19 protein-coding genes and 1 pseudogene are annotated in these 23,097 nt (G+C 39.6%); 19 read left to right on the forward strand and 1 reads right to left on the reverse strand.

All coding sequences use genetic code 11. The annotated features are described in order from the left end of the window. Window positions 1–11 precede the first annotated feature (11 nt). A pseudogene (locus N1I80_RS04960) lies at window positions 12–321 on the reverse strand (PadR family transcriptional regulator). A gap of 650 nt (window positions 322–971) precedes the next feature. Here N1I80_RS04960 and N1I80_RS04965 point away from each other — a divergent pair. The 19 genes from N1I80_RS04965 (at window position 972) to N1I80_RS05055 (ending at window position 23,052) form a co-directional block, all read left to right on the forward strand. Next, window positions 972–2,762 (forward strand): sensor histidine kinase, encoded by a 1,791-nt coding sequence (locus N1I80_RS04965; protein WP_340736824.1) that lies wholly within the window; start codon window positions 972–974, stop codon window positions 2,760–2,762. Then, on the forward strand, window positions 2,759–3,811 hold the full coding sequence (locus tag N1I80_RS04970; RefSeq protein WP_340736825.1) for a response regulator transcription factor: 1,053 nt from the start codon (window positions 2,759–2,761) through the stop codon (window positions 3,809–3,811). Before N1I80_RS04965 ends, N1I80_RS04970 begins: the two co-directional genes overlap by 4 nt. Before the next feature lie 240 nt (window positions 3,812–4,051). Then, window positions 4,052–5,461 carry an ABC transporter substrate-binding protein gene (locus N1I80_RS04975; RefSeq protein ID WP_340736826.1) on the forward strand — a complete coding sequence of 470 codons (1,410 nt, stop codon included), beginning with the start codon at window positions 4,052–4,054 and terminating at the stop codon, window positions 5,459–5,461. Window positions 5,462–5,519: 58 nt separating this feature from the next. Then, window positions 5,520–6,395: a carbohydrate ABC transporter permease gene (locus N1I80_RS04980; RefSeq protein ID WP_340736827.1), complete on the forward strand. Its 876-nt coding sequence runs from the start codon at window positions 5,520–5,522 to the stop codon at window positions 6,393–6,395. A 2-nt stretch (window positions 6,396–6,397) separates the two neighbouring features. Then, entirely contained in the window at window positions 6,398–7,228 is an 831-nt protein-coding gene (locus N1I80_RS04985; protein WP_340736828.1) for a carbohydrate ABC transporter permease, read from the forward strand. A 29-nt stretch (window positions 7,229–7,257) separates the two neighbouring features. Next, window positions 7,258–8,271 (forward strand): Gfo/Idh/MocA family protein, encoded by a 1,014-nt coding sequence (locus N1I80_RS04990; protein WP_340736829.1) that lies wholly within the window; start codon window positions 7,258–7,260, stop codon window positions 8,269–8,271. Continuing rightward, window positions 8,268–9,281, forward strand: coding sequence for a Gfo/Idh/MocA family protein (locus N1I80_RS04995; RefSeq protein ID WP_340736830.1), 1,014 nt, complete (start codon window positions 8,268–8,270; stop codon window positions 9,279–9,281). The genes N1I80_RS04990 and N1I80_RS04995 overlap by 4 nt, the downstream gene beginning before the upstream one ends. A 22-nt stretch (window positions 9,282–9,303) precedes the next feature. After that, entirely contained in the window at window positions 9,304–10,335 is a 1,032-nt protein-coding gene (locus N1I80_RS05000) for a Gfo/Idh/MocA family protein (RefSeq protein ID WP_340736831.1), read from the forward strand. Between the two features lie 327 nt (window positions 10,336–10,662). Continuing rightward, complete coding sequence (locus N1I80_RS05005) at window positions 10,663–11,010, forward strand: ArsR/SmtB family transcription factor (RefSeq protein WP_340736832.1); 348 nt, start codon at window positions 10,663–10,665, stop codon at window positions 11,008–11,010. A 29-nt stretch (window positions 11,011–11,039) separates the two neighbouring features. Continuing rightward, the gene (locus tag N1I80_RS05010) at window positions 11,040–12,320 is read left to right on the forward strand and encodes an arsenic transporter (RefSeq protein ID WP_445683690.1); all 1,281 of its coding nucleotides are present in this window, start codon (window positions 11,040–11,042) and stop codon (window positions 12,318–12,320) included. A gap of 17 nt (window positions 12,321–12,337) precedes the next feature. Beyond that, window positions 12,338–12,757 (forward strand): arsenate reductase (thioredoxin), encoded by a 420-nt coding sequence (gene arsC / locus N1I80_RS05015; RefSeq protein WP_340736834.1) that lies wholly within the window; start codon window positions 12,338–12,340, stop codon window positions 12,755–12,757. A 223-nt stretch (window positions 12,758–12,980) separates the two neighbouring features. Further along, a complete protein-coding gene (locus N1I80_RS05020) occupies window positions 12,981–13,775 on the forward strand; it encodes an ABC transporter ATP-binding protein (protein ID WP_340736835.1) in 795 nt (264 codons plus the stop codon). A 40-nt stretch (window positions 13,776–13,815) separates the two neighbouring features. Next, complete coding sequence (locus N1I80_RS05025; protein ID WP_340736836.1) at window positions 13,816–14,871, forward strand: FecCD family ABC transporter permease; 1,056 nt, start codon at window positions 13,816–13,818, stop codon at window positions 14,869–14,871. Beyond that, window positions 14,868–15,905 carry a FecCD family ABC transporter permease gene (locus N1I80_RS05030; RefSeq protein WP_340736837.1) on the forward strand — a complete coding sequence of 346 codons (1,038 nt, stop codon included), beginning with the start codon at window positions 14,868–14,870 and terminating at the stop codon, window positions 15,903–15,905. Before N1I80_RS05025 ends, N1I80_RS05030 begins: the two co-directional genes overlap by 4 nt. Window positions 15,906–16,099: 194 nt before the next feature. Then, window positions 16,100–17,092: an iron-hydroxamate ABC transporter substrate-binding protein gene (locus tag N1I80_RS05035; protein ID WP_445683635.1), complete on the forward strand. Its 993-nt coding sequence runs from the start codon at window positions 16,100–16,102 to the stop codon at window positions 17,090–17,092. A 207-nt stretch (window positions 17,093–17,299) separates the two neighbouring features. Beyond that, on the forward strand, window positions 17,300–19,015 hold the full coding sequence (locus N1I80_RS05040) for an ABC transporter ATP-binding protein (protein WP_340739966.1): 1,716 nt from the start codon (window positions 17,300–17,302) through the stop codon (window positions 19,013–19,015). 87 nt (window positions 19,016–19,102) lie between these two features. Then, window positions 19,103–20,074 (forward strand): ABC transporter substrate-binding protein, encoded by a 972-nt coding sequence (locus N1I80_RS05045; RefSeq protein ID WP_340736838.1) that lies wholly within the window; start codon window positions 19,103–19,105, stop codon window positions 20,072–20,074. Between the two features lie 52 nt (window positions 20,075–20,126). Continuing rightward, the gene (locus N1I80_RS05050; RefSeq protein ID WP_340736839.1) at window positions 20,127–22,070 is read left to right on the forward strand and encodes an iron ABC transporter permease; all 1,944 of its coding nucleotides are present in this window, start codon (window positions 20,127–20,129) and stop codon (window positions 22,068–22,070) included. Window positions 22,071–22,089: 19 nt separating this feature from the next. Next, complete coding sequence (locus N1I80_RS05055; protein ID WP_340736840.1) at window positions 22,090–23,052, forward strand: ABC transporter substrate-binding protein; 963 nt, start codon at window positions 22,090–22,092, stop codon at window positions 23,050–23,052. The last annotated feature ends 45 nt before the right edge of the window (window positions 23,053–23,097 follow it).

The raw sequence follows: 23,097 nt of genomic DNA on the forward strand, positions 1-23,097 counted from the left end.
TAACTCCCTCGTTATTCTTTGATTTCTTTGAAGAGCTCATATGCTTTTTTTCGGGCTTCTATAAGAACTAAAGCTCGCTTTTTAGTAGTTGTGTAATATTTTCTGATTTTCCTCTTCCACATTTTTATCTTCTCTAATAAGAAGTCCATCAGACTCCATTGAATGCAGGATAGGATAGAGAGTTCTAGAACTGATATTATAACCGTGACCATGGGGTTCTTCTAACATCTATACTTCGAAAATGGGATGTACTTTTGCATGATGTAAAATGTGTATATGTATAAAGCCGAGAAATAGTTTTCGTAATACCTTATCTTCCAATCAATTGTTCCCCTTTATCGATATTGACGATCAACAACATGAATATAGCACTTAAAATGATATCTACCAAGTTAAAATAAAAAATTTACTTAACCTTAACATTGTATGAGATAAGAATATTATCCAATTAAAATAAGATATGTACCTCTCTAATCTTTCTACTAAGCTAAATAACAATGGGGAGCTAGCGTCAGTATAGAGTGTGGAAATATTTAGGCTGGATTTGAAGAGGTCGTTTTTTGAGGACTACAATATTTTTTCTTCAAAGTGAACTATATATGTTGAACTAATGATTCTATCTACTCTTTAGCGAAGGCGCCTTACTGGGGTAGCCGAAGCAATAAGACTGACGATGGTCTTCTGTCTGGCTTATTGCGGGAGGCATCCCCAAGCAACGAGCGTTTTTAGTAGGATTCTTTATATCAACATATATATTAGTTTATGAACAGAAGTTGACTTATCAAAAAAAATGGAGTATTTACATATGAAGGCCATTTTTTTGAGTCAGACAATTCGAATTATTATTTTGGGTATGAAATGAAAGGGGCTGTGCGAATAGATAATAGTTTATGTAATAACACTGAAAAGGGGCGTTAAAGTATTATACGCTTTTTGGGGCCAATTATATCCAGAGGGGGAAGGATGATTTTATGAAATTAGCAAAGAGGATTGTTCCTTTCTTAATGAACCGTTCATTTTTCACAAAGATATTTATCTCGATTTCTATCGTGTCATTTATTGGAATATTTAGTATTGTGACAATCTACCATTATCATTTTAAGAAAGTATTGATGGATATAGAGATGGAGCGTGTGCAACGTTCGATTAATCAATCAGCGCTTAATTTGGATAACCAATTGAGAAGGATTTCGAATGATATGTATTATTTCTTTGTTTATTCTGATACAGCAATAGATTTATTGACAGCGGATGTTTCGGATCAATTAGTTACAGGGGAGATGTCGAAGGCTTATAAAGAACTTGAGGCATTCAGGTTGCGCTTTTCCGGTGAATTGGAGTCCGTATTTTTCTTTCGAAAGGATAATGTGACGGGCCAAGAAACCTTTTTTCATGATTATAGTTTAAATAGAAATTTGGAGATAGATTACCAGGAGCAAAGTTGGTATCAGAATTTTGAAAGGAAAATTGCCAGGTCTACATGGACGCGCCCCTCCACTCAGCATCTCTTTTATCAAGATCGATCACAAAGCAGTGTATGGCTTACGATGGGCAAGTATGATGTTGAGAATCGTGATGGTATTTTCGTTATGCGACTAAATGCAAAGATATTCAGTGATGCGTTTCTACGGCTTGCGAATGCCAATTTAATGATTGAAGTACAAGATACTAATGGAGAACTAATTTACTCATCGGATCCATCAGCTTCATTTTCAAATAGTACTAATTGGTTGAATACGACATCTGAATTGGAGAATGCAGATTTTATCATTCGTGCTCATATTAATAAGCAAGCAATTATAGACAAAGTGAATGGCATTCAGTCCATACGTATCGCCATACTTGTTATCGTGCTGATTATTACATTCCTAATGTCTGTTATTTTATCATTAACGTTAGTAAGACCAGTGAAAACAATGCTGAATTTGATGGGAAGGGTTGAGGTAGGGGATTTTGAAGTTCGTTTTCCTATTAAGTATTCTGATGAAATAAGTAGGCTTGGTGAAGGCTTCAACAAGATGATTGCAAATGTGTCTGATTTGATTAAAGAAGTATATGTAATCCGTTTGCAAAAGATGGAATCAGAGTTACGTCAGAAGGAAGCAACAATATTGGCGATGCAAAGTCAAATCAACCCTCACTTTTTATATAACACATTGGAAACGATTAACTGTCATGCGATTGTTAGCAATGTGCCCAGTATTAGTCATATGACGAAAGCACTCGCTGATTTTTTCCGCTACTCAATTGATAAACAGTCTGTTGTAGCATCATTAAGCGAAGAAATTCAACATGTTCAAACCTATTTGGAGATTCAAAATGAACGTTATCAGGAAATTGAAATTGATATTTCTATTCCTAAGGATTACTTAGTGTATCCGATTATTAAGCTCACTTTACAACCAGTAATTGAGAATGCTTACCAATATGCGTTTATTGGGGATCGCGACTACTTTTTGAAAATCTATGCGGATAGTGTGGATGAATTTTCTTATGCAATTTATGTTGAGGATAATGGTGAAGGAATGAATGAACAGCAGCTTAAGGAGCTAAACGAATGGTTCGCCATTGAGGATCCGACACGAATAGAGAAATCACCTGAATTTAAGTTTGAAAATGATTTGGGGAATGGAATTGGATTAAACAATGTTCATTCACGTATTCGCTTGAAATACGGAGCACATTATGGTGTTTACTTGTTAGAATCCAAGTCTGGTGGAATAGTCGTTCAAATTAAATTACCTAAGGAGGTAGCGCTATGAAGGTGCTTGTTGTCGATGATGAAGGAATCATTCGTAAAGGTGTAAGTAAATTGCTCTTGAATTGTCATAAACCAGTTTCAGAAGTTATGGAAGCTAGAAATGGAAAAATTGCTCTTGAACTAATCAAGGTGAATGAGCCGGATGTAGTAATTACCGATATTCGGATGCCGGTGATGGATGGGCTTAAGTTAGTAGAACAACTAAAAAAGCATTATGCGGATATAGAAATTATAATATTGACAGGATATGCTGACTTTAGTTATGCCCATAAAGCATTGCAATTTGGTGTAAGTGATTATTTATTAAAACCGGTAACGCAAGAGGGAATAAACGAAATTATTATGAAGGTGTTGTCAAAAAATCCGGCTAAATGGACAGATCATTTGGAAGTCGAAATGATACGAGTTTTAGAGGATACTGTGACCGATTTGGTGAAAATTATTTTATCGGAAAACAAAGAAGAGCTGAAAATTCTCTTGGAAAATTGGTTTCTTATTTGTCTGAATAAGGGTTTTACGTTATTGAAAGTAAAACAATTGATGGGCCACTTTCATCTACTGTATAAATCAAAAATTCTATTGTATCAACAAGATTTTAGCACGGATGAACAGACAATTAGCAATGCATCGGCTTCGTTGGCGGAATTATTCGATAATTACTATGCTTATATGTTAAATCAAATAGAGAATATTTCGAGACGGAGGATACCGAGTAATAAACGTGTAATCGATTATGTGATAGAGCAGATACATAATGATTATTATCATCCTGAATTAAATATTCATACGCTCGCGGAAAAGGTCAATATGACAACTGCTTACTTAAGTAAAATGTTTCGTGAGGTCATGCGTGTTCCTATTACTCAATACATTAGTGAGCATCGACTTGAACAGACTCGAAATCGTTTAGAGTGGGATGGAGATACAACAATCAGTAGGATTGCAGAAGAATGTGGGTTCAATGATTACCCTTACTTCTCCAAGATTTTTAAAAGGACGTATGGTATTTCACCAATAGAATATAGGGAGAAGTTTCACTTTGGACAGTAAGGAGAAGAAAATTCAGATTGTTTTAATTAGAAAGATTTTTATAGGACAAGGAAAGATGTTCTAAGACATGGTTGAAAGCCCTTTCATAGATTAACATTGCATTTAGGTTAAGTAATAACTTTTTTGAAATTAATCAAAGAAGACTTGGAGAGGATGAGTGATAAAGGAAAAGGATGAGGAGAAGTTAATGTTTTTAGGTAACTGAAATTATATCAAAGTAATTGAAATGGAGGGCTAAAAATGAATAAGAAAATGCCGTTGAAATGTATCTTACTAGTTTACTCTATCGCAATGATTTTTGTGCTTGCAGCATGTGGTGGTAAGGATGAAGATCCTGTTCAAACATCAGATTCGACACAGCCTTCAGGTACAGAGGGTAGTGATGAGCAAATAGGGTCTGAGGTTGAGACATGGGGAGAGTCGATTAAAGACAAATTTGATGGACAAGAAATCAAGTTGGCATTTGCGACGCATCCTTCGACAGATGCGTTCCAAAAGATGACTAAGGATTTTGAAAAAGTGACTGGAGTAAAAGTCCGTTGGGAAGTCATGGAACAAACTTACCTAAAAAATAAGCAGTTAATGGATTTTACTGCTAAGACAGGGACCTATGATGTTTTGATGGTTGATAACTTTTGGGGTGATGAATATGTATCTAAGAAAGTGATTGAGCCATTGGATAAATATATTGATGATAAAAATTTGACGCCTGACTGGTTTGACTATGAAGATATTGTACCGGCTTATCGAAATGGTTTTACAAAATATAATGGAGAAACATACGGTATTCCGACAGCTGGTGAAACGAGATTTGTAGGATATCGAACTGACTTATTTGAAAAGTACGATAAAGAGCCTCCGAAAACAATGGATGAGTTTCTAGAATTAGCTGAGTTTTTTAATGGAAAAGAGCAAGGTTTGTATGGCGTATCGATGCGAGCGCAACGTGGTATTCATTTTGCATCAGGTTTAATGGGTGTTTTATATAACTTTAGCGATGGTTTCTTTGATCAAGAAACAGGTGAAATTTTGATGACTGACCCTAAGACTGTCCAAGCATTACAATTTTATGTTGATATGTTGAAGAATGCCCCGCCAGACGTCGCTTCTTATACGCATGAAGAAGCACTATCTGCTTTTATGGCTGGAAAATCGGCTATGTGGTTGGACGCTACTGCTATTGCCCCAGCGATATTGGATCCGGAGAAATCTTCAGTTTTTGATAAGGTCGCATTTGTTCCTACACCAGAAGGTCCAGCGGGGCGAGCAAGTGCTCTAGCAGGCTGGAGTATGGCGATTCCGGAAAACTCGAAAAATAAAGAAGCAGCATGGGCTTTCATTCTTTACATGAATAGTAGGTCAATGGGTGAGGAATATATGGCCAATGGCGGTGTACCTGTAAGGACTTCTCAATTTGAAGGTTCGGATAGTACGGGTGGAAATGCTCTTAACATAGCAATCTTAGAGGCTTTAGAAGATGCTAATGCACTAGTTGAAAGGGGAATATCTTGGGTTCCTCCGAGTGCTAAATTAGGTCAAATACTAGATCGGGTAGGTTATTACGGCAGTATGGCTTTAAGTGATGAAATGAGTGTAGAAGAAGCAAGTAAAAAAGCTCAAAAGGAAATCGAAGAAATCGGAATAAAATAAGCGTAATACAGGGCCGTGTGACAGCCCTGTATTTTTAAAAAAAGTGAAGGGGGACCTTATGATACATTCATATTTTATACGCAAACCTCACATGGTTTACATTATGCCTGCGATATTAGTGTTAGGGTTACTTACTTTAATACCTACTATATTTTTGTATTTTCTCAGTATTACAGATTATGAATTAGGATCAGAAACCTTTAAGGTCGTCTGGTTTGAAAACTATTTGAGATTATTTAATAGTGCTGAGTTTTGGAAGTCTTTTAACATAAGTATTTCCTTTAGTATCATTGTTACTTCAATTGAATTAATACTAGGATTTTATCTTGCGAAATTATTAGATCGGGAAATGAGATTAAAATTTCTTGTTTTTGCTTGTTTAATTGTACCAATTGCTATGACTCCAAGTATTACAGGACAGATATGGAAATTAATGCTGAGCTCGGAGTATGGTGTAATCAACTATTTATTAGAAATATCTATGGGGCTAAAAGTCATATGGTTATCCCCCGCGAATGCATTTCTTTCTGTTGTTTTAGTTGATATTTGGCAGAATACCCCGTTTGTTGCACTTATCATTTATGCAGGATTAAAAGCATTGCCAGAAGATCCTTATGAAGCAGCTGTTATGGACGGAGCGAGTCGTTTCCAGTTATTTAGATATATTACGCTGCCTTTGTTAAGACCAATTATACTGTTGGCTGTTATTTTCAGACTAATCGATTCCCTGAGAACATTCGATATTCCATTTTCTTTAACACAAGGCGGGCCTGGTAGTGCAACAGAGTTCTTAAGTATGCATATATACCGTTTAGGCTTTGCCCAAACAGGATGGGTAGGAAGGGCATCCGCAACATCTGTTATATTACTAACGCTCACTACGATTATTAGCCTATTGCTAATTCGTCTAATGAGAAAGGGAGGGAAAAATTAATAATGAACACAATAACAACTCAGAAAACGATAATCAATTTTTTGATGAGAATTGTCGTTGTCTTTATTTGTATCATTTGTATATTTCCACTTTTTTGGATGTTGGTAATTAGTTTGAAGACAGGTACCCAAACGCTTGATCCAAGTATTTGGTTATTTAAGCCTACATTTGAAAACTATAAGGAAGCCTTTCTAAATCGTAATATTCTAGATTACATGAAAAATAGTTTGATTGTTGTGTTCTTGACAACTGTAATTTCAATTTTTATAGGTGGCTTAGCTGCATATGGGTTTGCTCGATTTGAATTTAAAAAGAGAGAGGATTTGGCATTTTGGGTATTAAGTTTAAGAATGCTACCGCCGATGGCAACTGTTATTCCGTTTTTTGTTATGGCGCGGATGCTGAACATTCTTGATACTCATCTTGTTCTAATCATTTGTTATATGTTATTTAATATTCCTTTTACAATTTGGATGATGCGTGGATTCTTTGAAGAAATTCCACAGGCAATTGAAGAAGCCGCTTTTATTGACGGTTGCTCAAGATTTCAAGTATTCACTAAAGTGCTATTGCCTTTATCTACTCCGGGTCTTATTGCAACCGCTATTTTTTGCATCATTAACTCGTGGAATGAATTTGTTTTTGCGTTGTTTTTAACGAGTTCGGACGCGATTACACTTCCTACAACAGTCACTTTATTTTTATCAATTTCTGGAGTTGCTTGGGGAGAAATGTCTGCTGTTGGTGTCATTACAATCTTACCAGTCCTTGTGTTTGCAATGATTGTACAAAAATATATGATTCGCGGACTTACTTTCGGTGGAGTGAAATAGTGACAATTTAACTTAAGGAGGAGAATCCTGTGAAAGTAGCGGTAGTTGGCACTGGATTTATGGGGAGAACTCATACGGAGGCTTACCTTCGTATACCAGGTGTGAAATTGGTTGGGGTTTATACTACGAGGGGGATTTCTACTGTTGACAAGGCTCAGTTTGGAGTGACGGTTTATACATCATTCGAGCAGATGGTTTCAGAAACAAAGCCAGATGTAGTCAGTATCTGTTTACCAACCCATTTCCATAAAGAATATGTACTTAAAGCAGCGGAAATGGGTGTGAATATTATTTGTGAGAAGCCGATTGCACCCACATTATCTGAGGCGAGGGAAATGATTGAGACTTGCGAGCGCTATGGTGTCCGGTTATTTATAGCACATATACTTCGTTTCTTCCCTGATTATCAGAACATAAGTCATCAAGTTTTGGAGGGGGCAATTGGCAAGGTTGGTGTCGTTCACACCAAGCGTATGGTCGGGCATCCGGGGGGCGGAAATTCTTGGTACGATGATCCAGCTAAAAGTGGTGGGGTCATAATGGATCTAATGATTCATGATATCGATTTTGTACGTTCTGTAAATGGAGAAGTGAAAAGTGTTTATGCAATGCATAAAAGCACACCTGGAATTGAATACGCGCTGATAACGCTCAAATTTGAGAATGGCATCATTGCAAATCTTGAAGGATTATGGGGCCATACAAAATCACTTGAAACAGCATGTGAATTTGCAGGAAAGCAAGGCATGATACGTACTAATAGCGAGCAAACTTCGAGTGTGAGGTTGAAGGTATTGTCTACAGCAGATGATTCCGCAGTTACTACGATTCCGTTAAGTCCATTAAATCATGATCCATATCGTATTCAACTGGAACACTTCATCAACTGCATCCGTGATGGTACGGATCCGATTGTTACAACTCAGGATGCCTATAAGGCAATTGAATTGTCGCTTGCTGCTATTGAATCAGCCAGAATAGGAAAGCCTATCGACTTGAATAAATTTCATAGAGTAAATGTATCGGGAGGGAAGACGTTATGACCAAACTTAAAGTTGGGATGATTAGTTTTGCACATGCTGGCCATCCTGATAGCTATCTCAGTGAGTTAATGGACCACCCAAATGTTGAAGTAATAGGGATTGCTGATGAAAATCAGGATAGGGTACAAAAATATATAGAGTTATATGATATCCCCTATTATGTAGATTACAAAGAACTTTTAAAAACAGACTGCGATGCTGTTTTTATCTGTTCAAAATATGTAAATCATGCAAAATTAACGCTTGAAGCGGCTCGTGCTGGCAAGCATATTATGTGTGAAAAACCGCTTGGTCTTTCTATTGAAGAGATGCAGAATATGATTGCTGTGTGCAAGGAACAAGGTGTGCAATTGATGACGGCATTCCCATGTAGGTTTTCGTCGCCGGTGATTCAAGCAAAGGCATTCATTGATCGTGGAGATCTTGGTGAAATCCTGGCTATTAAAGGAACAAATCGCGGCATAATGCCTGGAGATTGGTTCGTCGATCGTGCTGTATCTGGGGGTGGGGCGATCATGGATCATACAGTGCATGTGATGGATTTAATGAACTGGTTTTTGTCCGTTCCCGTACAAGAGGTGTATGCGGAGGCGGGTACCAATTTTTATGAACTCGACGTAGAAGATTCTGGGATGGTTCATGTCAAATTCAAAAACGGCGTTATTGGAGTAGTCGATACAAGCTGGTCATTTTGCAAATCGTTCCCAAGAAGTTTTGATGTAACGCTAAATATTATTGGCACAAAAGGTGTTTTATCAGTCGACGCACTTGCACAAAGTAATGAGGTATATAGGGATGATGTAATGAAAGCTGAATGGAGTTTCTGGGGAGACGAGATGGATAAGGCGCTTGTTCATTCGTTTGTCGATGCATTGAGGAGGGGAAGTAATGTTCCTATTACTGGAGAAGATGGTTTGAACTCGACTGCTGTTGCGCTTGCGGCTTACGAATCGCTCAGGACGAAAAATCCGGTTAAGATGGAATTATTTTATGCACTGGGTGGTAAGTAATTAATGGAAGGATATGAGATGTATGACTACTATTAAAATGGCAATCGTAGGAGCCGGGACATGGGGAGAGACCCATGCATTCATATATAACGATCATCCAAACGCTGAAGTCGTAGCGATTTGTGATCTGAATTTAGAGCGTGCACAAGACTTGGCAGAAAAATTTAACATACCGATGTCGAATGTGTACACTGACCATCAGGAGATGCTCAAAAAAGCAGATATAGATGCCGTAGCAATTGTGACACCCGATTATGCGCACACTAAAGTTGCTATTGATTGTGCTAATGCGAAGAAACATATGATTATTGAGAAGCCGTTAACTACAACACGTAGTGAGGCAATAGCAATTATTGAAGCGATAAAAAAAAATGAAGTTAGAATGATGGTTGATTTACATAGCCGTTGGAGCCCCTTGTTTGCGATTCCTAAAGAATCAATCGATAATGGAGAAATTGGAGAGCCTTACAGTGCCTATTATCGTTTGAATGATATTAAATGGGTCGCAACTGATTTACTTCCATGGGCAGAAAAATCATCAATTTTATGGTTCCTCGGCTATCATGCTGTAGATGTATTGCGATGGTTTTTTAATGATGAGGTTACTCGTGTTTATTCTGTTTCACGTTCAGGCATTTTGCAAAACCTGGGTGTAGATACAGTAGATATTTATCAAACCATTTTGGAATTCAAAAATGGAGGGATTGCTACTTTAGAAAACGGTTGGATTACCCCAAATACGAATCCAAATGTGAACGATATGAAATTGAATATGACAGGAACGAAAGGAATGTTTAACATTGATCCAACTCATAGTCAAATGATGGAACGGTTTACGGAAGAGAGAGCTGATAGACCTGATATGCTCGTTCGCCACTTTATTCATGGTAAACCAAAAGGGTTTGCTTATGAAAGTATTCGTCATTTTGTAGATCAGTTGGTATCTGGAGAAGATTTTTATGTCAGTATAGACGATGCATATAATACGACGATGGTTATTTTAGCAATTATTGAATCGGCGAAAACAAGGCAACCTGTAGTAGTAGAGTATTAACATATATTACCGGATTATTAATCCCGCAAAGGGTATTTGATTTAGCAAGAAATGGCGAATAATTAAACAGGAGTCATTCTGAATATAATAAATTAAGGACCAAAAAGGTGGCATTTATTGAATGCTACCTTTTTTTATTGCTTAGGAAATCTCGTACTGTGGATAAGTCGGAACAGGGTGATTCCTCGTCTAGGCTCCAGCGCCTAGCCCCTCGAGTCGCTTCGGGGCTGAACAGGCGCTTGCGCTTTTGTTCTGAGAGAAATAAGTTATACACTTGCTTATATAAGCATATGATTATATGATGGTTTAGGAACGGAGGGATGGTCTATGAATACAGCTGTGAAAACAGATATGCAAAGAGCATCACAATTACTAAAATTGCTTGGAGATCAAACGCGTTTAACGATGATGAAACTGCTTCAATCACATGATTGTTGCGTGTGTGAGTTTACTGTGATGTTCAATATGAGCCAGCCGGCGATTAGTCAGCATTTGCGTAAACTGCGAGATATTGAGTTAGTGAAAGAAACGCGCAAAGGAAAATGGATTTTTTATTCGATTAATGAAGATCATGACGATTATCCGTTTATACAAAATGTCCTTGGACAGCTGCCAGGACAGGATGAGATGGTTACTGATTTGGAAGCGCAAGGTTTGCGGATTTGTTGTGAGTAGGGGGAGGACGTAAGGTGTTTTTAGCGATAATGGCTGTATTGATTTTCATTGTGACACTTATTTTTGTTATTTGGCAGCCGCGGAATTTATCGATTGGCTGGTCAGCTTGTGGCGGGGCGATTATTGCTTTACTAGTAGGTGTTGTCAATTTTCAAGATGTACTAGACGTTACGGGAATTGTTTGGAATGCGACACTCGCTTTTATTGCCATTATTATTATTTCTTTGATTTTAGATGAGATTGGTTTCTTTGAGTGGTCGGCTTTACATATGGCGCGGTTTGCCAAAGGCTCGGGTGTCCGCATGTTCATTTACGTGAGCATTCTTGGTGCGGTAGTGGCTGCTTTATTCGCGAATGATGGGGCTGCGTTGATATTGACGCCAATTGTGCTGGCGATGGTGCGGAATTTGAATTTTAGTGAAAAGATGATTTTCCCTTTTATTATGGCGAGTGGGTTTATTGCAGATACGACTTCGTTACCTCTAGTTGTGAGTAACTTAGTCAATATTGTTTCCGCTGACTTTTTCGGCATTGGCTTTGTTGAATATGCATCACGAATGATTGTGCCAAACTTATTTGCTTTGGTGGCGAGTATTGTTGTGTTGTATTTATTTTTCCGTAAAAGTATTCCTGGAAAATTCGACGTGGCAGATGTGAAAAAACCGAAGGATGCGATAAAAGATCATCGGATGTTTCGTTTGTCCTGGGTAGTGTTAGCAGTATTACTAATTGGATATTTCTCTAGTGGATTTATAGGGATTCCTGTGTCGATTGTGGCTGGCATTGTAGCGATATTCTTCTTGGTTATGGCGCAAAGAAGTCCTGCGGTTGAGACGAAGCAAGTGCTGAAAGGGGCTCCTTGGGCCATCGTGTTTTTCTCGATTGGGATGTATGTTGTCGTCTATGGTTTGCGCAATGCGGGTCTGACGAGTGTGCTCTCGGATGTTATTCAATTGGCAGCTGACCAAGGATTATTTGTTGCCACGATGTCAATGGGCTTTATTGCCGCGTTTTTATCATCCATTATGAATAATATGCCGACGGTCATGATTGACGCTTTGGCGATTGCGGAAACGAATACTTCAGGGACAATTCGCGAAGCGCTGATTTACGCCAACGTGATTGGTTCGGATTTAGGTCCTAAGATTACGCCGATTGGTTCGTTAGCTACTTTGTTATGGCTACATGTTCTGTCGCAAAAAGGCATCAAGATTGCTTGGGGGACTTATTTTAAAATAGGGATCCTGTTAACTGTCCCTACGCTTTTCATTACACTGCTAGGGTTATATATTTGGTTATTAATACTTTAGAAATCGGAGGGGTAATCATGTCAAAAAAGACGTTGTATTTCTTGTGTACTGGTAATTCTTGTCGGAGTCAGATAGCTGAAGGCTGGGGCAAAAAAATTCTTGGTGATGAATGGCAGGTACTTAGTGCAGGCATTGAAGCACATGGCGTTAACCCGAGTGCGGTGAAGGCGATGGATGAGGCTGGTATTGATATTACGACCCAAACATCGGATATGATTGATACACAAATTTTAAACAATGCAGATTTTGTTGTTACGCTTTGTGGCGATGCAGCTGATAAGTGTCCGATGACACCGCCTCATGTCAAACGTGCCCATTGGGGATTCGATGATCCAGCAAAGGCAGTGGGAACGGATGAAGAAAAATGGGCGTTTTTCCAGCGTGTACGTGATGAAATTGGTGTGAGAATTACGCAATTTGCTGAAACAGGGGAATAAGTAAAATAGGTGTCTGCTGCTAAAACAATTCAGTTTTAGCAGCAGACACCTTATTTTATTTTCAAATCAACGATCAGTCACATAACAATCACATATACTGATTCAGTTTTCTGTTGACAATTTTCAAAAAAGTAATTAACATAGCAAGTGAGATTGATAATCGTTATCATCTAGAATGTTATCATTATCATAAAAGAATAACTACATAGAGAGGAAGTCTAGAATGGCAGCTTTTACGGTAGAACAAGCGGCGATTGGCTATTCAAATGCGCTTATTATTGATGATTTAAGTGTGTCAATTCCAGAGGGGAAAATTACGACAATCATTGGTCCAAACGGCTGTGGTAAATCAACGCTTTTAAAGGCTATCTCCCGAATATTAAAAATGAAAAGTGGCGCTGTCTACTTGGATGGGCATGCGATTCATAAGCTCGGAACAAAAGAAGTAGCGAAGAAGATGGCAATTTTACCGCAAACAGCGGAGGCACCAAATGGATTAACGGTATTTGAACTCGTTTCTTACGGTCGCTTTCCTCATCAAAATGGATTTGGTTCGTTGAAAAAAGAAGACTATGACTATATTCACTGGGCCATTGAAGTAACTGGTCTAGAGGAATTTAAAGATCGCCCGATTGAAGCTTTGTCCGGTGGTCAACGGCAACGCGTATGGATTGCAATGGCGCTTGCTCAGGATACAAAAATTCTTATACTTGATGAGCCGACTACTTACTTAGATTTAGCGCATCAATTAGATATATTACTGCTTTTACAGCGCTTGAATGAGGAGGAGGGGCGGACCATTGTGATGGTGCTGCATGATTTGAATCACGCATCCCGATTTTCTCATTATATGATTGCGATGAAAAATGGTGCATTAATCACCGAGGGGACACCGGAAAAGGTGATGACTTGTTCGAATCTACAATCGGTATTTAATATAGACGCCAGCATAGCGACTTGTCCATTTAGTGCTAATCCGATTTGTCTGTCGTATCAATTGTGTGAGAGGGAACGGTAGTCTTCTTTCTGGAGGAAATTAGGGATGAAGGAGGAAGGGAATGTCTACTCCAGTAGAAGTATCTACCGAACTAGAAGAGTTAACAAATAGTAAAAAGCATTCTCGTCCTGTCGTAGCTGTTGTTGTGTTATTCGGAGGGATGTTTGCATTACTGATGGCAATCGGTTTGTCCATTTCATTTGGAGCTGCAGATATTAAGTTGGCAACTGTTTGGACGGCGGTCTTTCAGTTTAATCCGGATGTTACAGCTCATCAAATTATTCGAGAAATACGTATGCCACGTGTGTTAGGTGCGGCAATGGTCGGTGCATGTTTCGCTGTTGCTGGAGCCTTGATGCAAGGATTGACGCGAAATCCATTAGCAGATTCAGGGTTACTCGGATTGAATGCTGGTGCTGCATTTATGCTGGCGATTTGCTTTGCTTTTTTGCCTGGTTTGCCTTATATGTACTTAATTATGTATTCCTTTTTAGGTGCTGGTCTAGGTGTTGGCATCGTCTATGGCGTTGGATCGATGTCCAGGGGTGGTTTGACGCCTATGCGCCTTGTGCTAGCAGGTGCCGCAGTAAGTGCATTGTTAGGGGCGCTTAGCGAGGGAGTCGCTTTATACTTTCGAATCGGTCAAGATTTGGCCTTTTGGTACGCTGGTGGCGTATCGGGGACGAAATGGATTCATCTTCAAATTATGTCCCCATGGATTATTGGAGCCATGATTGGTGCAGTCATTCTCTCACGTTCTATTACACTACTAAGCCTTGGTGAAGAGGTAGCAATTGGGCTTGGTCAACGGACAAAGTCGATTAAATTGATTGGTATGCTTATTGTATTGATCTTAGCCGGAGCCGCTGTTTCCGTTGTAGGAGCAGTTGGCTTTGTTGGTTTAATTGTCCCGCATTTGACACGTTTTCTAGTTGGTCATGATTATCGGTGGATTATTCCTTGTTCGATTGTGCTAGGTGGCCTTTTAGTTGTCTTAGCTGACCTTGCAGCAAGAATGATTAATCCACCGTTTGAAACGCCTATTGGTGCATTGATTGCATTAATTGGTGTTCCGTTCTTCCTATATCTTGCACGAAAAGGAGGAAAAGAATTATGAAGGAAACACAGATACTGCCAAAGGGGCAACACAAGGCAAAGACTCGGAATTTTGTCATTATTGGTATTCTCAGTTTGCTAATTGTCTTGATGTTCATCATTAGTATGAATACCGGTTATATTAAATTATCTCCATTAGAAGTCATTCGCACATTGTTTGGATATGGAACGGATAAGCAAGAACTCATTTTATTTGAATTTCGCTTGCCAAGAATTGTGATTTCCATTCTTGTGGGAATGGGACTTGCGATATCCGGTTGTGTGTTACAAGGGATTTCCCGCAATGCTCTGGCCGATCCCGGCATATTAGGGATTAATGCAGGGGCGGGACTAGCTGTTATGTTATTCATATCCTTTTTTCCATCGACCACAGCTACACCTGTCTTTTTTCTGCCGATTTTAGCATTCACTGGTGCGGGCGTAGCGGCTATCATTATTTACTCGTTAGCTTATAAACGACATGAGGGGATTACCCCTATGCGATTGTTATTGACAGGAGTTGCAGTGGCAGCCGGTATTAGTGCAGCTATGATTGTATTGACATTACGGCTTAGTCCAGAAAATTATCAATTCGTTGCGACTTGGTTAGCGGGGAGTATTTGGGGATCGAATTGGAAATTTGTCTTGGCTTTATTGCCATGGATTGTAATCTTAATACCGTTTGTTTTTGCAAAGGCACGTGTGTTAAATGTGCTGAATTTAGGAGATTTAACGGCTACGGGTTTGGGTGCATCGATTGAAAAGGAGCGGCGTGTATTACTGGCGGCAGCTGTTGGGCTTGCTGGGGCCAGTGTATCTGTCAGTGGAGGAATTGGATTTGTTGGACTGATTGGTCCTCATCTAGCGCGTCAATTAGTTGGCGCTAGACACCAATTTTTACTACCGGCAGCAGCGTTGACAGGAGGGCTGTTGGTCCTTATTGCGGATACAATCGGTCGCTGGATATTACAACCATCAGAGATTCCTGCGGGGATTGTTGTGGCGGTGATTGGTGCACCGTACTTCCTTTATTTACTGTCACGCTTGAAAGATTGATGGGAGTTGTGGAAGGCAACCTAAGTTTGCCGCGTCCTGTGGGCACAAGTGAAATTCAAAATCTGGACGCAATTACGCCGAAGCGTAATTGATAGTGAGAAAGTATAATTTTTTCGACACGGAATAGTGTCTAGGCTTCAGCGTAGGTGCTGGGGCTTTTCTTATCACAAAAAAAGAAATCGGAGTGTGACAAGGTGTTTATGAATAAAAAAATATCTATAATAATAGCTAGTTTTCTAGCACTTGTACTACTTTTAGTTGGATGTAGTGATAAAAATAATGAGGTTACGGAAAAAGAAAGCGAACAAGCTGAGCCAGTTGAAACAGAAGTTAAAGAAATTCCAGAAGATCGGACATTAACAGATGCGATGGGGCATGAAGTTACTATCCCTGCAAATCCGGAACGTATTATTGCTTCTTATTTAGAGGACAATTTAGTCGCGCTCGGTATTACGCCTGTCGCACAATGGTCGGTTAAAGATGGTACAAGTATTCAACAATATTTACAAGACTACTTGAAAGATGTGCCTATCATTCCGCATGATTTACCTTTTGAAGTTGTAACAAGTTTTACACCAGACTTATTACTTGTGCAATCCGCACAAGTAGTAGAAGGGTCGAAATATGAGCAATATACTAAAATTGCGCCTACCTATGTTGTTGAAGTAGAAAACAATAGCGATTGGCGAGCCAAGCTACTCACTGTCGGTGAGGTTTTAGGGAAAGCAGATGAAGCGAAACAGGTATTAGCAGATTATGATAAAAAAGCGTCTGAAGCGAAGCAGATCATACAAGATGCTATTGGAACCGAATCTGCGGCTGCAATTTGGCTTGTTAATAATAATTTTTATATTGTTGGTGAACATGTATCAAGTGGAGCCGTTTTGTATGGAGATCTTGGTTTGACAACACCAAGTGTTGTCAAAGAAATTTCAAGTACAGCAACGGGAAATTGGTCCGCTATTTCTTTAGAGAGTTTAGCTGAGCTTGATGCAGATCATCTATTTTTAGTTAATAGTGATAAAGGGAATGGCGCTGAAATGTTAAAAGATCCTCTATGGAAAAACATTCCTGCTGTGAAAAATGGCAACATTTATGAATATGGAGCTGAGACTAGTTGGCTTTATGCCGGAGCAATTGCAAATACTCAAATTATTGATGGTGTAGTAGAATCAATCACTAAATAAAAATGCTATATATGTTGATATAAAGAATCCTACTAACAACGCTCGGCGCTTGGGGATGCCTCCCGCAATAAGCCGGACAGAAGACCGCTGTCAGTCTTATTGCTTCGGCTACCCCAGTAAGGCGCCTTCGCTGGTGATTATATAGAATCATTTGTTCAACATATATATTTAAATGGAAGTTTACAAAACTAATAGGAGTGATTGATGTTGCTAAAGCGTTTTTTCTCTTACTACAAACCTTATAAAAAACTATTCATTTTGGACTTTACCTGTGCGGTTCTAGCTGCGCTATTGGAACTTGCCTTTCCACTTGCTGTCCATCGTGTAGTAGATGATTTGTTACCTAGCTCAAACTGGACCTGGATTTTATGGGGCTGCATCTCGTTACTAGGTATTTATATAATCAGTGCGGCTCTCCATTATGTAGTTACGTACTGGGGCCATAAACTAGGCATAAATATAGAGTCCGACATGCGAAAAGATCTCTTCACACATGTACAGAAGTTATCATTCCGATTTTTTGATAACAATAAAACAGGTCATTTAGTATCTAGAATGACAAACGATTTAATGGATATTGGTGAAATCGCACATCATGGACCGGAGGATTTCTTCATAGCACTTATGACGCTCACGGGTGCATTTGCCATTATGTTCACAATCAACCCACAACTAGCTGTACTTACTTTTATTATTATTCCACTGATTATTAGTCTTTCTTTGTACTTCAGCAAGAAAATGTCTGTCGCATTTAGTCGCTTCTTTGCGGATATTGCAGATTTTAATGCACGCGTCGAAAACAATGTGAGCGGTATGCGCGTTGTACAAGCATTTTCCAATGAAGATCATGAAATTGCTCAATTCAATAAAAACAACATTCGTTTTCGTGATTCAAAATTAATTGCTTATCGTGTGATGGCTTGGAATTCATCGATTAGCTATATCCTCATGAAGGTTGTTACATTGTTTGTTCTACTATGCGGAACGTGGTTTGTTATCAATAAAAACATGACGTATGGAGAGTTCCTTGCCTTTATACTACTGTCAAATGTGTTTTTAGGACCGATTCAGCAAATCAATGGTGTAATTGAAATGTATCCAAAGGGAATTGCTGGATTCAAGCGATTTGCTGAAATGCTAGATACAGAGCCAGATGTAGCAGATGCGCCAGATGCAATTGTTGCCCGAAATTTGGAAGGTAATATAGAGTATCAGGACGTGTCGTTTGGGTATGAGGGCAAAGAGAATGTGTTGAAAAATATTAATTTAACGATTCGTGCAGGTGAAACAGTAGCACTCGTCGGGCCATCGGGTGCAGGGAAAACGACAATTTGTAGCTTATTGCCTCGCTTCTATGATATTACGGGTGGTTCGTTATACATTGATGGCATCGAAACGCGACAAATGACGCTAGAATCCCTGCGCTCTCAGATTGGAATTGTCCAGCAGGATGTGTTCCTATTTGACGGAACGATTAGAGAGAATATCGCTTACGGCAAGTTAGACGCATCTGAAGAGGAAATCTGGGCTGCTGCGAGAAGGGCACAGCTTGAAGAGGTAATACTTGCGCAATCAGAGGGGATAGATACGTTAATCGGTGAGCGCGGTGTCAAACTGTCTGGTGGGCAAAAACAGCGGCTGTCGATTGCACGTATGTTTTTGAAAAATCCATCAATCCTTATTTTGGATGAAGCTACATCCGCACTAGATACAGAAACGGAAGTAGCAATCCAGGAAGCTCTAACTGAATTATCACAAGGAAGAACTACACTTGTTATCGCGCATCGATTAGCGACAATAAAAAATGCGGATCGCATTATTGTTGTGACAAAGGATGGCATTGAGGAGCAGGGGAGTCATGATGAACTATTGACGAAGAAAGGGGCTTATAGCAGGCTCCATGAGGCACAATTTAGCATCTAATCATAGGGCGAATCATGCTTGGAATAGAAAAAAGATGCACTGCAAGTTAGTTGGACTAAATCAATGATGATGAAGGAGAACGTGAATATGAAAAAGTTGTTAGTGTTAGTAATTGCGATGGTATTCGTTTTAACTGCGTGTGCAGAAAAAGGGGAAGTTGAAAAAGAAGTGAAGGAAAGTAGTGCGGGTGACAAGATTGAAATTAGCCATGCGTTAGGAACAGCGACATTCGATAAAGTACCTGAACGTGTTGTTGTGTTGGAATGGAATTATGCAGAGGAAGTACTAGCTTTAGATATACAACCAGTAGGTGTTGCGGATGTTGAAGGCTTTAAGAAATGGGTGAAAATTGATAAAGAGCTAGGCGATGATGTTGTTGATGTGGGTACGCGACAAGAGCCTAATTTGGAGGAAATCGCAAAATTGAATCCTGATGTCATTATTACGTTGGCGAATAACCATGGGAAAATACAAAAAGATTTAGAAAAAATTGCACCGACGATTTTCTATGATACTACATCACCTGAAGCGACAAAAGATTTATATCAAACGGCTATGAATTCATTCAAAGCAACTGCAGCATTATTGCAAAAAGAACAACAAGCTGATGAAGTAATCAAGCAATTGGAAGAGAAGTATGCAAAAGCTGGGCAGGAAATTGAGAGCTTGAATTTATCGACGAAAGAATTTCTCTTTACGCAAGCTTATACAGTGAACCAGGCACCAACATTCCGTTTGTTTACGAAGAATTCGATGGTGAGTCATGTGTTGGAAGCAGTTGGATTGGAAAACACGATTACTGACAACCTAGAGGCAGATTGGGGCTTTATTGACGCAAATATTGAAGGGGTGTCGAATTATCAAGATGCGATTCTCATTCATGCTGTACAAGAGGATGATCCTCTTTTTGACAATATGAAAAATAATAAGGTTTGGAATGATTTAACGTTTGTGAAGGAAAATCAACTCTATGATATTGGCGGTGACACTTGGACATTTGGCGGTGTACTGTCTGCTGATAATCTAGTAAATAATTTGCTTGCGGCTATCAAAGAATGATATGCAGAATCATAAGGTAAAAAAGAGTCTAGCTATAGTAGGATGTATTATTTTGTTTGGTTTACTTGCATCGATTCATGTCAGTCAGGGGCAGTCCTCGCAAGGGTATTTTACCTTTTGGCAACAGCTTCGACATGATCCACAGCAAATGAATTTTTTCTTATATTCGCGGTTGCCGCGTCTTATGATTGGTTGTATTGCTGGAGCGGCTCTTGCTGTTGCGGGAATGCTTATGCAGTCGATTACTAAAAACCCTTTGGCAAGTGCCAGTACATTGGGAATTCATGCAGGGGCTTACTTTTTTGTAGTAGCCTGGGCAATATTTTTCCCGAAAATAAGTGGGGAATTTCCTTTACTTATTGCTTTTGGTGGTGGACTTGCTGCTGCATCGCTTGTATGGGGGCTTGTTGGAAGAGGGTTAGATCCCGTTCGGGTAGCATTGACGGGTATGATTGTTAGCATGCTGTTTTCCTCATTTACGGGAGCTTTACAGTTGTTTTTCTCCAATGAAGTAACGGGTTTATTCCTATGGGGATCGGGTTCGTTAGTACAATTGGATTGGCTAGGGGTTCAATTTGCTTGGCCATGGTTTACTGTGACGCTTATTGTCGCATTGTTGTTAAGCCGAAAATTGGATGTCTTGTTGCTTGGTGACGAGACAGCCATTGGACTTGGACAGAAAGTGGGTGGCATTAAAGTACTTGGCTGGATGATTGCCATTTTCCTAGCTTCCATCACTGTGGCTGTCGTTGGGCCAATCGGTTTCGTTGGGATTATCGCGCCACATATTGTGCGTTTAATAGGATTTAGACTTCATTACTCAATGATTCTGGGGAATATTGTCATAGGTGCTACGTTATTAATCGGTGCGGATGTGCTTATTCGTTTCATTACGCAAACGCAGGAATTACCGGTCGGTGCAATGACTGCAATCATTGGCGGTCCTGTGCTTATCTACTTAGCAATCAAAATGAGTAAGGGGAAAAAGGAGCAGGCCTCTACGTTGAATGGGCACGACTTTTTTCCGCGAAAATGGTTGATTGTTCTTTGTATAGCAGCGGTTGCGTTACTAGTGTTATTTGTCAGCGTGTTATTTGGCGGCACATCTTTTACACCAGTGAATGAGATTGTTCAGGAATTAACACATAACATCTATGTATGGGATTTTCGTATCCCACGAATACTCGTGAGCTTTTTGGTAGGGATGCTCATGGCTGCAGGGGGAATGATTTTACAATCAGTATTGCGTAATCCTTTAGCGGATGCCTCTGTGTTAGGGGTGACGTCAGGTGCTGGTATGGTAGCGATGCTGTTCTTATTACTATTTCCGGGAATGCCGTTTTATTTCATCCCTATCGGCGCATTTGTCGGTGCAATGTTAGCGATGATTGTTATATTAGTGTTCAGTTTCCGCAGTGGCTTTCAACCGATGATGCTTGTGTTGATGGGGATATCTATCTCTGCAATAGGTTCTGCATTTATTCAAATCATTATCGTGAAATCGAAGTTACATGTTACGCAAGCTTTAACGTGGTTGTCAGGCAGCACGTATGGGAGTTCTTGGGAACATGTGTTGCTTGCTGCTTTAGTCGTCGTTTTATTTTTCCCGATTATTTATTACTTCTCAAGAACGTTTGATGTGTTGTTGTTCGGGGATGAGTTGGCGACAGGTATTGGATTGAAAACGCAGAAAGTACGCTTGTATATGATTATTCTAGGTGTTATTTTATCGGCGGTTAGTGTGGCTATTGTTGGAACAATTGGGTTTATTGGACTGCTGGCACCACATGCAGCAAGAAGAATGGTTGGCGTGAAGCATCAGTATATGTTTCCGATTACGATTTTACTTGGTGGCATCTTATTGACAGTTGCTGATTTTCTTGGCCGCTTTTTATTAGCACCAAAGGATGTGCCTGCCGGATTATTAGTTTCGCTCATTGGAGCACCCTATTTACTATATTTATTGAGAAAGACTGGGAAAATAGTTGGTAAGTAGTCGGAGGAGATAAGTAGAGATGCTAAAACAATTAAAAGTGGTAGTTAAGTTTGCATTTGTATTTGGTTTGATTGTTATATTGGGTGCCTGTTCTGCTAGTAGTAGTGCGGAACCCGATAAAGCGACGGTGAAGGAAGCAAGTAGTGATACAACGCGGATGATTTCTACGGTAATGGGCGAAGTTGAAGTGCCCGCTAACCCAGAAAGAGTTGTTGTCGACTGGCATCTTGGACAAGTGATGGCTGTGGGACTTATGCCAGTTGGGGCACCATCGACCTTAACGGATTATGGAGAGTTTTTGAAGCCGTTGGTATCGGATGACGTGGAGGATATTGGTCAGGATGGTTCAGTATCATTGGAAAAAATAGTGGAGCTTGCACCTGATTTGATAATCACCTGGGATCAACAGGCCTCTGAGAAATATGCTAAAATTGCACCTACAGTTGTCTATGACACATCGAATTATGAGACCATTCATGAGGAAATTACAGCAATGGGCGATATTTTGAATAGACAAGAGGATGCAGAGAAATGGTTAGCTGAATTCGATGAGCGTGTAGCCGTTGCCAAAGGTAAAATTAAAGAGGTTATTCCAGAGGATGCGACAGTTACGATTGCCGATTATACTTTTGAGAAAAATGTCATGATTATTGGTGATCAAGGTGAACGTGGCAGTAAAGCGGTTTATAAATTGCTAGGACTTACTCCGCCTGCAAGAGTTCAGAGCGACATTATTGATAAAAAAGAAGGCCGCCTTGATGTGTCCTGGGAAACGGTTGGAGATTATATTGGAGATTATTTGATTGTCATGACGAATGATACTAGTGGCTCATTGAAATTGCCTGCTACTTGGACAGCGTTAGAAGCCGTGAAAAATAATCGTGTGTATGAGCTAGATATTAGAAAGTATTTCAATTCTGATCCGCTATCCGCATTATATCAGGCAGAAGAAATCGCGGATGTATTGGTTGAAGGGAATTAATTAGAGCCTTTCTATCAATACATGTAAGTAAGGAGGCGGAGAGGG

This window comes from Sporosarcina sp. FSL K6-3457 (assembly GCF_038007285.1).
Lineage (GTDB): Bacteria > Bacillota > Bacilli > Bacillales_A > Planococcaceae > Sporosarcina.

Coding starts and splice junctions, on each gene's coding strand:
- N1I80_RS05010 (WP_445683690.1), top strand. CDS start 11,040: ATGGCTGTATTGATTTTCATTGTGACACTTATTTTTGTTATTTGGCAG.
- N1I80_RS05025 (WP_340736836.1), top strand. CDS start 13,816: ATGTCTACTCCAGTAGAAGTATCTACCGAACTAGAAGAGTTAACAAAT.
- N1I80_RS04975 (WP_340736826.1), top strand. CDS start 4,052: ATGAATAAGAAAATGCCGTTGAAATGTATCTTACTAGTTTACTCTATC.
- N1I80_RS04995 (WP_340736830.1), top strand. CDS start 8,268: ATGACCAAACTTAAAGTTGGGATGATTAGTTTTGCACATGCTGGCCAT.
- N1I80_RS04970 (WP_340736825.1), top strand. CDS start 2,759: ATGAAGGTGCTTGTTGTCGATGATGAAGGAATCATTCGTAAAGGTGTA.
- N1I80_RS05000 (WP_340736831.1), top strand. CDS start 9,304: ATGACTACTATTAAAATGGCAATCGTAGGAGCCGGGACATGGGGAGAG.
- N1I80_RS04985 (WP_340736828.1), top strand. CDS start 6,398: ATGAACACAATAACAACTCAGAAAACGATAATCAATTTTTTGATGAGA.
- N1I80_RS05005 (WP_340736832.1), top strand. CDS start 10,663: ATGAATACAGCTGTGAAAACAGATATGCAAAGAGCATCACAATTACTA.
- N1I80_RS05045 (WP_340736838.1), top strand. CDS start 19,103: ATGAAAAAGTTGTTAGTGTTAGTAATTGCGATGGTATTCGTTTTAACT.
- arsC (WP_340736834.1), top strand. CDS start 12,338: ATGTCAAAAAAGACGTTGTATTTCTTGTGTACTGGTAATTCTTGTCGG.
- N1I80_RS05055 (WP_340736840.1), top strand. CDS start 22,090: ATGCTAAAACAATTAAAAGTGGTAGTTAAGTTTGCATTTGTATTTGGT.
- N1I80_RS04965 (WP_340736824.1), top strand. CDS start 972: ATGAAATTAGCAAAGAGGATTGTTCCTTTCTTAATGAACCGTTCATTT.
- N1I80_RS05030 (WP_340736837.1), top strand. CDS start 14,868: ATGAAGGAAACACAGATACTGCCAAAGGGGCAACACAAGGCAAAGACT.
- N1I80_RS04980 (WP_340736827.1), top strand. CDS start 5,520: ATGATACATTCATATTTTATACGCAAACCTCACATGGTTTACATTATG.
- N1I80_RS05020 (WP_340736835.1), top strand. CDS start 12,981: ATGGCAGCTTTTACGGTAGAACAAGCGGCGATTGGCTATTCAAATGCG.